Source organism: Desulfurococcus sp. (assembly GCA_026626905.1).
In the GTDB taxonomy this organism is placed as follows: domain Archaea; phylum Thermoproteota; class Thermoprotei_A; order Sulfolobales; family Desulfurococcaceae; genus Desulfurococcus.
Genome location: JAPNUX010000003.1, coordinates 252,692 through 265,228 on the forward strand (window position 1 = coordinate 252,692; position 12,537 = coordinate 265,228).

The 12,537-nt window shown below is 45.8% G+C and carries 12 protein-coding genes; 10 read left to right on the plus strand and 2 right to left on the minus strand.

What is annotated here, in order from left to right; all coding sequences use genetic code 11:
• The first annotated feature begins 187 nt into the window (after positions 1 to 187).
• From OWQ48_03405 to OWQ48_03435, 7 genes are read left to right on the plus strand one after another with little or no spacing between them, the layout of a single operon-like run.
• Positions 188 to 1,123 (plus strand): MoxR family ATPase, encoded by a 936-nt coding sequence (locus OWQ48_03405; GenBank protein ID MCY0868261.1) that lies wholly within the window; start codon positions 188 to 190, stop codon positions 1,121 to 1,123.
• The gene (locus tag OWQ48_03410; protein ID MCY0868262.1) at positions 1,120 to 2,232 is read left to right on the plus strand and encodes a DUF4129 domain-containing protein; all 1,113 of its coding nucleotides are present in this window, start codon (positions 1,120 to 1,122) and stop codon (positions 2,230 to 2,232) included. Before OWQ48_03405 ends, OWQ48_03410 begins: the two co-directional genes overlap by 4 nt.
• Complete coding sequence (locus tag OWQ48_03415; protein MCY0868263.1) at positions 2,207 to 3,343, plus strand: hypothetical protein; 1,137 nt, start codon at positions 2,207 to 2,209, stop codon at positions 3,341 to 3,343. The genes OWQ48_03410 and OWQ48_03415 overlap by 26 nt, the downstream gene beginning before the upstream one ends.
• Positions 3,340 to 3,579: a hypothetical protein gene (locus tag OWQ48_03420; protein MCY0868264.1), complete on the plus strand. Its 240-nt coding sequence runs from the start codon at positions 3,340 to 3,342 to the stop codon at positions 3,577 to 3,579. Before OWQ48_03415 ends, OWQ48_03420 begins: the two co-directional genes overlap by 4 nt.
• Entirely contained in the window at positions 3,569 to 5,080 is a 1,512-nt protein-coding gene (locus tag OWQ48_03425; GenBank protein MCY0868265.1) for a hypothetical protein, read from the plus strand. Before OWQ48_03420 ends, OWQ48_03425 begins: the two co-directional genes overlap by 11 nt.
• Positions 5,081 to 5,084: 4 nt before the next feature.
• Positions 5,085 to 6,395, plus strand: a complete 1,311-nt coding sequence (locus OWQ48_03430) for a DUF58 domain-containing protein (GenBank protein MCY0868266.1) — start codon at positions 5,085 to 5,087, stop codon at positions 6,393 to 6,395.
• Between the two features lie 58 nt (positions 6,396 to 6,453).
• A complete protein-coding gene (locus OWQ48_03435; protein ID MCY0868267.1) occupies positions 6,454 to 7,530 on the plus strand; it encodes a family 1 encapsulin nanocompartment shell protein in 1,077 nt (358 codons plus the stop codon).
• A gap of 112 nt (positions 7,531 to 7,642) precedes the next feature.
• Here OWQ48_03435 and OWQ48_03440 read toward each other — a convergent pair whose 3' ends face one another.
• Positions 7,643 to 8,854: an FprA family A-type flavoprotein gene (locus OWQ48_03440; GenBank protein ID MCY0868268.1), complete on the minus strand. Its 1,212-nt coding sequence runs from the start codon at positions 8,852 to 8,854 to the stop codon at positions 7,643 to 7,645.
• 84 nt (positions 8,855 to 8,938) lie between these two features.
• On the minus strand, positions 8,939 to 9,646 hold the full coding sequence (locus tag OWQ48_03445) for a peroxiredoxin (GenBank protein MCY0868269.1): 708 nt from the start codon (positions 9,644 to 9,646) through the stop codon (positions 8,939 to 8,941).
• A gap of 141 nt (positions 9,647 to 9,787) precedes the next feature.
• On the opposite strand from OWQ48_03445, the gene OWQ48_03450 reads away from it, so the two are divergent.
• From OWQ48_03450 to OWQ48_03460, 3 genes are all read left to right on the plus strand, one after another.
• Positions 9,788 to 9,997 carry a hypothetical protein gene (locus OWQ48_03450; protein ID MCY0868270.1) on the plus strand — a complete coding sequence of 70 codons (210 nt, stop codon included), beginning with the start codon at positions 9,788 to 9,790 and terminating at the stop codon, positions 9,995 to 9,997.
• 93 nt (positions 9,998 to 10,090) lie between these two features.
• A complete protein-coding gene (locus OWQ48_03455) occupies positions 10,091 to 11,707 on the plus strand; it encodes an HD domain-containing protein (GenBank protein ID MCY0868271.1) in 1,617 nt (538 codons plus the stop codon).
• A 19-nt stretch (positions 11,708 to 11,726) separates the two neighbouring features.
• Positions 11,727 to 12,479, plus strand: coding sequence for a polyprenol monophosphomannose synthase (locus OWQ48_03460; GenBank protein ID MCY0868272.1), 753 nt, complete (start codon positions 11,727 to 11,729; stop codon positions 12,477 to 12,479).
• The last annotated feature ends 58 nt before the right edge of the window (positions 12,480 to 12,537 follow it).

A 12,537-nucleotide genomic window follows, 5' to 3' on the forward strand; every position in this document is an offset into this window, starting at 1 on the left:
TTAATCATGTATATAAATCTTCTATTTACATGTACATTTAATATTGTGAAGAATGAATCATATAGAGTCATCTTGAAGTTTTAAATAATCGTCTTAATAGCCCTACAAGCCTGCTGAGAGCGCATTAGCCATAAAGCTAATTAAGCTGTAATCACTATAATTACTGCCAGCATAGAGGATGAATTAAATGACATTCTATGATACTGTGAGAAAGATTCTTATTGATGGAGAACTTTTAATTGAAAGAGAGAAGGAGTTAAAGATAATCATCGCGTCAATGCTTGCAAGAGGACACATCGTGCTAGAGGGTGTTCCAGGTGTTGCGAAAACCTATACTGCTAAAGCGGTTTCAAAGCTACTCGGATTAGAGTTTAAGCGTGTTCAAATGACCCCTGACCTCCTTCCATCCGATATTATAGGCTACGTTGTCTTCGACCAGAGAACCGGTGGCTTCACAGTTAGAAAAGGCCCGATCTTCACGAATATACTCCTAGTTGACGAGGTGAACAGGGCTTCTCCTAGAACTCAGTCAGCTCTGCTTGAAGCTATGCAGGAGAGGCAGGTGACAATTGAAGGCGAGACCTTTAGGCTTCCAGAGCCTTTCATGGTGCTGGCAACCATGAACCCTATTGAAATGGAGGGAGTTTTCCCGCTGCCTGAAGCCCAGCTTGACAGATTTCTAGCTAAGATCACGGTAGGCTATACATCCCACGAGGGTCTTGTAAAGATAATCAAGCGGGCTGATGAAATAGAGAGAATTATAGGAGAGTTAAAGCCTGTGCTTACACGCGATGAACTACTCGATGAAATCAAGAGGGCAGGGGAGGTTAGAGTCGACGACTCCATATACGACTATATAGCGTTAATCGTAGAGGAGACCCGAAGGCATGCTGCTGTAAGACTCGGGGCTTCACCTAGAGCCGGCATAGCTCTTCTTAAAATAGCGAGGTCGATAGCCTACATTAATGGTAGAAGCTACGTGATCCCTGATGACGTGCGAGAGGCCTGTAAGCCAGTGCTATCTCACAGACTGGTACTCAAGCCTGAGTACGAGATCCAAGGACTCCCCGTGGAGAAAGTAATAGATGATGTCTTATCTAGAGTAAAGGTGCCGGCACCGTGAGAAGACTTCCAGCAATCCTTGTTTTCACTCTCATGCTCGTTCTTTCAGCCCCAGTAGCACTCTCGGAGGAAAGACATACACCCGGGTTCCCACTTCAAACCCAGCCTCCTCAAAGCCTAGATGAAATAGCACGTGAATCACTCAACGTGACGGATATTAAAATAAGCTCTCTCAACGAGACTGTGATTAGAGAGCTCCTTGGGAATCTTACAGCAAGTGGACTGCTTAATGAATCGTATAGTAGCATGGTTAATAGGACTCTTGAGAGTAACACCACCACTCTTCTCGCTAACATTAACAATACCAGTCTTCAAGCAATGCTTAGAAGCCTCCTCGAGAAGAACGAGGTTTCACCTGAAAATATAGCATCAATACTAGAGTACATTGATACATTAAAGGCTAGAGGTGAATTAAGCTCCAGCGATGAGCTAGCTGTATACCGTATACTAGCAGACCTAGCCTCTAAGAAGGGGGATTCACTACTAGCATCAATGCTTATGAGTAGAATGCTCACGGCGATCATGGAGGCAGCGGGACATCAATCCCTATATCAGGAGAGTATTCCAGCAGGCGTCTCAACACCTATACTAGGATTAAAGGCTCCGGGAGCATTCACACCCCAGGGCTTCAAGATACCGATGCCAGTACTACCTGGTTTAACCGGGTTCCTCAGCCTCCAGCTAGCTACTCCACTTCTTGTATTCACAGCTATATTCGCCTTAGTACTCTTAACAACTTCGCAGAGAGCTAGAATAACCGGTATTCTCGGAAGAGTGTACTCCGAGATCCACTTAAAGCTAGCTAGGAGTAGCGCCGTGAAAACTACTGCACCAGGCGACTGCATATCAGCTTACTGGGCTAGTATATCCTTCATCAAACAGAGGTACGGTTACTCCAAGATGCCAAGTGAAACGCACAGAGAGTACCTAAGGAGAGTTTCAGGCAAGCTCCCCTCAAGGGAAGCCGCGTTGCTCGAGGAGATAACAATGCTCTACGAGGAGTGCAGGTTCAACCCGCTGCTAGCAAATAGAAGAGAAGTAGATGAAAAAACCGTTAGAAAGTATATTGAGCTGGTGAGCCTAGTTGAAGAAGGGAAGGTTCGTTCTTGAAGCTGGTAGAAGGATCACAGCACTTCTACTAGTCTACGATGCCCTAGTCCTTCTAAACGTGTATCACGGTAAGCCCTTTGATGCCGTGTTTGCTGGAGGCTATAGTGCTGCAGGCATCATAGTAATGGTTCTCGCAGGCTTAACGTTTGTAGCTGGGAGTTTAACCTTATACATGCTATCGCTCTCAGTTCTCGTCCTGCTTTCAGCTGTAGAAGGCTTGATCCCCTTGTACTCGATAGCAGGGTTGTTAGTGATGCTGGTGCTGGACACGCTCTTACAAGTGTATAGGGGTGGTGAGGTATCATGGATTGGACTAGACTACCGTGGTGTGCTTAAATCACTAGCTTCAGTGACTGCTGTGTGCACGCCGATACTGCTACTTATAGCTTTAACAATATTCCTCACCATGCAGGTATTCAAGAGCATTTTAGGAGCTGCGAGCAGGGTAGTAGCGTTGAATCCCCTGCTCTCACCTATACTAAATTCAAGGTTTTTCACTATAGTTTTAACAGTAGCACTCCTAGTATACTTATACAGCATCTTTAAGCTTGTAATCGATATTGCTTTAACAGTCATGATCCCCTCTAGAAGCAGCGTGCTCGAGGAGCTCCTCGATGAATCATCAATAAATAAGGTGTTTGCAATCCCCTTCACCTGGATCCTGAGGCTTCCAGTAGTATTCCTAGTATACCCTGCCATCTACGCTATACTCCACGGTGTTTACCTACCCGTTGTACTGGATAATCTACCGGCTACTGCTATCACTAGTTCACAGTACTTCCAGATAGCCGTGGATTACGCTATCGGTCTAGTAGCCTTTACACTCTCAGCGATGACAGTCAAATGGCTTATGGACTGGGTTAGCCTGCTAGGGGAACTTAATGAAGGTGTTAAACCCCCAGGTCTCACCGGTATTCTAGCTCCACCCTTACTCATCTATGTTTCAGCAGTGATTCTCTCGTTGGAGAAGGGGGTCTCCCTGCTAGCAGCAGTGTTTAACCCTGATGTAGCTGGATTATCTAGTCTAATAGCCTCTGGGTATAGTGATATGGGAGCTCTTATAATATCCTTAGTAAGCGATTTATTGAGGATGCTTGGTGCTCTGCCATGAGCAAGATACTTAAATCGAGGGAAGCAGGCTTCCCTATACTATTATCCCTTGGTGTAGCTGTAATGGCTCTCTCAATATGGATGCTCCTCTTATCAGTAAGCTACATGGAGTCAGCATTAATTGGAGTATCCTTGCTCTCCGCTCTCATAGGCTTCTCCCTGCTCTCTGCATCCCTCTATATTCTGAGGCTGGCTGTATATGTCTACGCGTCGAGTAAAAGCAGGAGTGAAACCTAGGTGGAGTAGGGGTAGTCTAGTAGCTCTCACAGTACTGGCAGCATTAGTGTTCATAGGCTTAGTTGCAATGGTGGAGAAAGGGCCGGTGGTTGCAGGTATTCCACAGGGGGCATCTCCTCTTAACCCGCTATCATACGGTACACTCAAGCTGGTTAATGCCTTAGAGCTAGAGTATTCTGTGAGAGTTATAAGCTCTCTCAACGACCTGGAGAATGCTGGCGGGGAGAAATGTGTTTACGCGACTATATCACCTGAAGTACCCTTTACGCTCGAGGAGGCTGAGCACACTATAGGGATACTTAAATCCAAGTGTGGAAGCCTAACCGTACTGGTAGCAGACGAGTCTACATACTCGAATCCACTACTGATAGCCTTGAATACTAGTTTAAGGGTAGCAGGGGATAGAGTGTACGTTGAGCACTGTGTGGATGGCAGGTGCGGCTACACGCCATATCCTCAGGCTACGATTGCTGTGGGCGAACAGTACTTTAATCTAACTCTAGACTTAGCGTCTAGTGTCACTGGAAGAGGCTTGGTGAGAGGATGCGTGAACTATCCATACGCTATTGCTATACCAGGCTACGGGGTTATCGCTTCAAACACTAGTGAATGCGCTATAAGCGATAAGCCTACCACGGTGGTTACAGGGGATCCTGTTGTCGCAATGGAGGATTCAAGCACTGGAATCCATGTATACGTGATTGGCGATGGATCAATATTCCTCAACCAGGTTTTAAGCTCTGAGAACGCTACAGTTTACAGGGAGTTCTCGCTAGAGCTCTTCAGATACCTCTGCGGCAGCAGTCCCCGCTGCTTGATACTCCTGGACAACACCCACTACAAGATGGTGAATGCTCTAGACCTACTAGCCGATCCAGGCAGGCTAGCCTCGCTTGGAGCTAGCTTAGCAGACATGCTCTACGCTACCCTGCTTATTCTCTCAGTTCTACTACATCCAGCGTTCTGGATGCCCTTGCTCTTCAGCTACGCAGATGATGCTCTCAGATACATCCTCTTAAATCCACTCCTGGCTATTCCTATTTCAGTACTAGCAGCACTCATCATTGATAGGCTTCTAGTTAAAGATACAAGGTTCCTAAGACGTGATGAGAGAATTGAAGAGCAGGTTGAAAGAGATATAACAGTATTCGAGTCAACTAGAGCCAAGATAGCTGAAGGCAGGGAAAAGCTTAGTAAAGCAGACTTTCTAAACGTGTACTGGCTTGCAGACCAGGTCTCAGCTAGCTTACTAGGCGTTCAACTCTCTAATCCAGTATTCATTGAGAAAGCATCAGAGTATATTGGGAGGAGTGAGGCTGAATCCTACTGGAGCTACATGAATAAGCTGTATAGAAAGGCTACTGGGTCTTCACGGAGACCCATACTTGTTAGATGGCACTCTGAGACAATAAAAGCATATGAGAAGACAAGCTGGTTGATCAGGGAGCTTGCATCTAGGCTGCAAATTGAGGACTACAGGAGACTCATAGCAGGTGGCTGAAGCCGTGGAAGCAACCCACAGATTGAGGGAGTACATGGCTCTATTATCAATAATAGTGGCAGTATCAGTTCTAATCACTCCAGAACTAGTGATCTACACTATCGTACTACTCGCTGTACCCCTCCTCTCACGCGTCATCATGGAGGTAAACTTGTATGCAGTAGAGAAGCTTAAAGTTTACTCAGATGTCTCTGTGGAGCGGGATGACAGGATCTCTGTCACATACACCGTGGAAAACCCCTTATGGATGCCGGTATTCCATCTTGAATACAGTATTCGCTACAGCGAGCTGCTAAGACTGGTGGAGGGAGTTAAATCAGGGCTACTTGTAATCCCGCCTAAGTCGACGCTTAAACTACGCTTCGTATTCAAGGAGAGGCTCGGCGAGCATATTGTAGGCCCGCTTAAAATAATCGCTAGAGATCCATTCGGCTTCTACAGGTCAAATGAGATAGAGCTGGGAAGAGCTGTAATACTCCGTATTCCACCGAAGCCGGAGGAAGTTATAGTGAGAAAGCTTTACAGCTATGCTAGGAGCACCGGCCTCGTTAAATCTAGAACACCTGGAGATGGTGTTGAGTTCTATGATGTAAGAGACTACTCCCCCGGTGATGAAGCCAGAAGGATTGTCTGGCGTATTTACGCGTCTAGGAGAAGGCTTGCAGTATGGGAGTCCGAGAGGGAGGTCCACCAGCCTGTAATATTTATTCTCGATGCTTCAAGGGAAATGTGGAGCGGGCCCTTCGGGCAATCCATGGTTGAGCATTCAGCTAGGATCATAGCATCAGTAGTCTACTATCTGGTTAGAAGAGGCTATTCGATCTCAACAGTAGTATTCAACGAGTCCATGGTTGACTCTAGTGGTAGACCTATACATGGTCACCGAGGATACCTAGAGGCTATTAGAATACTATCTAAGGCTAAATTTACCGGCGTGGATGCACCTCGTAGTAGCATGCTGGTGGGGGCTTTATCCTACACATATAAGAATATTCTCCCGAGAGACAGGAGCGTGGTATTCTTATTCACGCATATCACGAGGAGCATGCTACGCGTTCTAATCGAATGGAACAGTCTTCTCAGGAGTAGAGGCCACGTTCTCTACATTATAAACCCTCTCATCACAAGCTATGAGAGCAGAGGTGATCTACCGGATTGGGCAGCTAGAATCTATGAAGTAAAGTTAATGAAGACTCTCAGAGAGGATGTAGATGCACTAACTGAAGCGAGGCTGAACGGCCTACTAGTAATAGCTGTCACTCCATCCATGATCCCCCAGAGAGTTATTGATGCAGTTGAAAGATACAGCATGTAGGCCCGGCAGCAAAGATTTATATGTGTTAATAGCCTAGTATAGTTTGGTGTAATATGTAATGTTATCTAAGCATCCTCTCGACCTACCGAGAGATCGAAAGCTTAGCGCTGAGGAGGCCGCTGACGCCCTAAGACTCGCAATAATAGCTGAGCTCGATGCCATAAACCTCTACCTTCAGCTCGCCAGGGCTATAGAGGATGAGAAAATACGCAGGGTTTTCGAGGATATAGCAAACGAGGAGAAAACCCATGTAGGAGAATTCCTCTCTCTACTGGAAGTCATTGATCCACGACAAGTAGAAGAGTTGAAGAAGGGAGCAATCGAGGTTAAAGAACTCACAGGCCTCAGCGTACCTTTACTTAGAAATAATGGGAATACCTCAGAAACCAGTGGGCCAGTGGACCCTCCTGATAGTAATAGTGTTCTAGAGCTTGTTAAAAAAGCATTTATCAGCGTATTAAACGAGAACAGGACTCTACGAAAGTACATTCAGGTAGTCGACTTAGGTAGAGGTGTTGAAAGCACTGTAATCGAAAAAGCTGGCGGGGAAATACAACGCACTATAATCCCGTTGAAAGAACTCTCAGTAAGCTTCAGGGTTACTCAGAGAGACCTTGACTACGCTTCGAGGAGTAAGACCAGCCCATTAATGCCTGAATTGTATCAGGCTGCATTAAAGCTAGCATTAATGGAGGACTCCTTGATCCTCGAGTCAATAATATCCTCAACTGAGGTTCAGCGAGCCAGAATGGGAGACTGGGATCTCGATGGAACACCTGTTACAGATGTAGCTAGTGCTGTCAGCAAGCTGTACTCTGCAGGAGCTGGAAGACCATTTATTCTAGTTGTGAGCCCCTCCAACTACGCTAGAACAGCTAAAGTATCCGAGAAAAGAGGGCTTCTAGAGCTCGAGAGAATCACCCATCTAGTGGACAGCATAGTTGTATCTCCCGTGATAGACGATAACAGAGTTGTAGTTGCATCTACGAAACCCTTTGTCCTCGACTTAGTTACAGGTGGGGATGTCTCAGTAGACTACATTGGACCCGAGAAAGACCTACACTTATTCAGAGCATGGGAGCTGATAGCCCTTAGGGTAAAACATGCTGGTGGAATCATAGTATTAGAGAGGTAATATAATATCAAGTGGCAAGATCAATACAGAAGGACTCCTCAGGGTACTCGAGGCTTAAGGAAAAGCAAGCGGCATGGAATGCTTGAAGTGTTAAGATGAGATGAAATCGAGTTTAAAAAGATAGTAGTTTTTCTACCAGGCTTTTAATCTTCTCCATACTCTTCTCTTCCTCACCAGCCTTAAACTCAAGAGTCTCCACGATACTAAAACCTGCCGGCCCTAGGATCTCGCTGAGAATCCTGCCGGCTTTAGCACCCCACCCGTAGAGGGCTATCACAGCGATCCTCTTGTTCCTCGGGATCTTACTAGTCATTAGAAATGCTACATATCGCATCAGTGGAAATAAATCAGCTTCATATGTTGATGTAATGAAAAGAATGCGCTCTGCGTCATACGCTTCGCCAATAATATCGCTTACGTAAGCTCTACTCTCATCGTTGAAGCCTAGTGTTTTCACCTGGACGCCTTTTTCAGCTAGATACTTCTCAACTAATTCAACTGTTTTCTGCGCGAAACCATACATCGAAGAGTACACTATAATAGTTTTACCGTGCTCTGAATCCCCTCTCCCCCAGCTAGCGTATTTCTGTAGAACCTGACCCGTGTATTCTCCTCTAATTAGGAGGCCATGGGATGGTAGTATCCACTCCACTCCACCTGGTATCTGGGTGAGCTTCTCAAGGTTCTTTAGAATCCACTCGCGGTAAGTGCCTATCACGTTAGCAAGGTACTTCTTCATGAGCCACCAGTACTTGCCGAGCGCTTCCCCGCTTAACTCATCAATCCACACCTCTCTATTGAAGACGCCGTAAGCCCCGAAGATATCACATGATAAGAGGGCTCTACTGCCAGCTATATAGGATACTATGGTTTCAGGCCAGTGGAGCCAAGGTGTCTGGTAGAAGACTATTTTCTCCTCGTTAATACTCAGGCTCCCGCCATCTACTACAGGCTTAAATCTCACTTGGACCCCGTAGAATGATTCAACCAAGTTTTTAGCTAGAGGATGCCCGAGCACTAGTGGATTGGATTTCTCGACGAGCAGCTTAAGTGCCCCTGAGTGATCAGGTTCAGCGTGGTGGACGACTACGTATTTAACATCCCTTGGATCCACTATATCTTTTAAGGCATCCACGTACTCGCTAGCCATGCTGTTTTTCCAGGTATCGAATACTACAGTACCCTCACTACCAGTGAGAACATAGGAATTATACATTATTCCCTCAGGTATCTCCCATAATCCTTCAAAGAACCTGGTTGAATAATCAAATGCACGCAGAAGGTAGAAGTTCTCGGCTAGCTTGTATACCCTGTAGTCTACCATGATGACACCTATAGGAGGTTATCCATCCAAGACTAATATATGCTGTAGGCGAGATGAGAATAGTGTAGAAGAGAAAAAGAGTTTTTACTTGGAGGGTTTAGCAGCCCTCTCAAGCCAGGACCTGGTTTCTAAGACTTCCTCTTTCGGCACTTTTTCTTCCTCGTAGCAGAACCACCAGTCGAAGCACTTATACTTCTTTACATTCTCCTCCGCTTCTTTCACTGTTGATGCCGGCGGGACTATCAGCGAGTCTCCAATTAACTCGTTGTTGGGCCATCCTGCCGGCACAGCCCTCTTATACTTATCGTTTAACTGGAGGACTTTCACTAATCTCAAGATTTCATCTATGTTTCTACCGGCTTCCTGGGGATAGTATAGGATCGCTCTCACGATACCCTTATCGTCTACTATTATAACAGCTCTTACAGTGTGAGTTGCGCTCTGCGCGTGGAGGAATCCAAGCTTTCTTGAAACTTCGCCGCCGGGGTCAGCTATTATTGGGAAAGGTATCTCCACATTGAATTTCTCTTTAATCCACTCAATCCACTTGATGTGCGAGTATGTGCTGTCAACGCTTAACCCTAGTAGCTCAGTATTTAGCTTCTTGAAGTCTTCGTATCTCTTGGTAAAGGCTACGAACTCTGTTGTACAGACTGGCGTGAAATCGGCTGGATGACTGAATATCACTAGATATCTGCCCTTGTAGTCATCTGGTAGCTTCTTCTTGCCGTGGGATGTCACTACCTCCATTTGAGGGAGTGGTTCACCAATTAATGGTATCTCTCCAGGCATTTACACCACCAGTTTCGAATTATAGTTTAATGGGTTTATAAATCTTTCTACAGGTATCAGAATTGCTAACCAAAGTGATGGGTTTATTTCACTACTAGTTTAGGTATAATAAGGTAGTAGTGTCAGTATATCCTGGGGAGAGTGGTGAGAGTATTAAAGTGTCCTAGATGTGGCTTTACTGGGAGAGCCGAGGAATTCATCTTCATCCAGGAGGTAACACTACAGTATACTAGTAAAGGTATACAGTTAGAGGAGAGGGAGAGGCCTCTAACAGTAGTCTGTCCTAGATGTGGAGAGGGATTTCCACTCGAACCACCTTACGCTAAGCTCCTCGAGAAGATAAACCGGTAGTATCTAGCCTGAAGTAGACCGGAGTTTCCTGCATCACTTATATGGATATATTAGTACTATTATAATAGAGTGCAGTAAGGGGTGCGCGAATCTTTGAGCACGGCGAGTAGTAGTCAAGTAGGATTCGAGCCGGCTGGTTTCATACCTTTCAACGCCCAGGTACGTGACCCGGTATACGGGTACATTGACTACGTGAAGGGGTTTGAAGATGTAGTCATGGATTCATGGGTTCTTCAGAGGCTTAGATACATATACCAGCTTCAAGCAGCACACTTAATATATCCTGGAGCCACTCATACAAGATTCTCTCACTCCCTGGGAGTACTGTTCTCCTCTTACAAGTACATGTCGTACCTAGTTAGGTCCGCGGGTATATCTAATATCCCCGATGATCGTAGGAGGGAGCTTATAGCTCATCAAAGAGAGCTTATCCATGCTTCAAGACTACTAGGACTGCTTCACGATATAGGTCACGGGCCATTCAGCCATGCATTTGATAAATACGTTTATCGATCCAGTGGGTTCCTCGGCTTCAGAGTTGGAAACCACGAGATCATAGGATACCTGCTCTACCGCATGGTTTTAAGAGATTTAATCGAGAAAACTCTTTCAAGAGAGAAGGAGAACCTGCACGTAGACCCTGAGCTGCTTCTCTACCTGCTAGATGAGGGGATGAAGCCTCCTCAAGGAATGAGGGAATACACTGATCTACATGGCAAAGGCTTGCTTGGAGCAGGAGACTTCTACGACCCGCTAGGGGCTCACGGATTAGAGAACATTGTTAGGCTTGTGGTAAGAGACTACGTTTACACGAGCGATATCATGGACTACCTGAGAAGAGATAGCTATTATACAGGCGTGCCTGTAGGCGAGATCAATGATGAATGGATTATACGGAACTCGTATGTAATCGAGAAAAGCAATAGGCTTGTACCGGCTGTAGCTAGGAAGGCTCTAGACGAGATCGCCCGGCTCTTCGATGCGAGAAAAATCATGTATAAAAACGTCTATCTCCACCAGGTTAATCAGGCTTTCATAGAAACGATAGGCTTCCTACTTCAATGTATAAGAGATGAGGTATCAAGACTGCTTAGCAGCTTTCTCGAGGAGGGTAAGCCATTCACATACCTGGTTCTCACGGATCAATACATTTACTCGCTCTTCAAGAGAATGCTAGTGGATGATCTTAAAGGTGCTGTCTGTGAGGATAAAGAGCTGGCTAGAAGCGCATTGGAAAGCCTTTTCGTGAGGAGGAAGCCACTTTGGAAGACCTTGAAGAGGATTACAGTGAACTTGCGTGAAGCAAGACACCTCTACGGGAGGTACGGTGAAATACTCCAGAAGCGTATAGAGGAGGAGGTTTACACGGAGGTCTCGAACGCCCTTCACGGGAGAGATATAGAGCCCGGGGATGTTAGAGTAGTCTTCGATAAGATAGATATATATCCTTCAGCGGGAGCAGAGATACTTAGCACTATTGAAGTAGTAGAGTTAAAGGACGGGAGGATCGTGGAGTTAACATCTATGTCTCTCGAGGAGTTCGCTAAGGAGGCTGGATTAATACCCGAAGCTCTAATAACAGTATACCTTAACAGAGCCAAGTATCGGGAGCTAACTGGCGAAGAACTAGTTAAAGTTAGCGAGAGGATTTCGAGCATAATACATGATGCTGTGAGAGGGCATCGCAGAGAGGCTCCTGAAACCTCATAGCTCTAACAGGCGGGGTTTAATGAAGGTCTCCATTATTCTACCTACATTCAACGAGAGGGAGAATATACGTGTCTTAATCCCCTCTATAGGGGAAGTTATGCGTAAAGCAGGCCTGGAGTACGAGATAGTTGTGGTAGATGATAACAGCCCAGATGGCACAGCTGAGGAGGCAGTAAAGCTCTCCAATATATACCCGGTTCGAGTTGTAAGGAGACCCGGCAAAATGGGGTTATCTTCAGCGGTATATGAAGGGGTAAAGCACTCTACTGGTGATGTAATTGTAGTCATGGATGCTGATCTCCAGCATCCTCCAGAATATATCCCGGTCCTCGTGAAGAGAATCCAGGAGGGATGCGATATTACTGTTGCATCAAGATACGTGAAGGGTGGTAGAGTAGAAGGCTTCCCTGTTATAAGGCAGCTGGTTTCAAAGGCTTCAATATTCCTAGCGCACATGCTTGTACGAGGTTCTCGAAGAGTAAGAGATGCTGTAAGCGGCTTCTTTGCAGCCAGAAAAAGTATACTGCAGTACTGGAGGCTTGTTGAGCCCAGAGGCTATAAGGTCCTCGTGGAGATACTAGCCGAGGTTGAAGATGCAAGGGTCTGTGAAGAGCCTTTTACATTCAAGGGGCGTGCAAGCGGCTCCTCCAAGCTCTCTAGTAGAGTTATACTCTCATATGTTAGAATGCTCTACAAGCTGAATGCACGTTTATTCCTGCTCTACCTCACAGTAGTCCTACTAGCATTACTACTTCTACTTCTAGCACTCTGAAGCATTAGGTTTAACAGCTACAATACTTATTACTTCTACTCCAGCTATAATGGTAGGC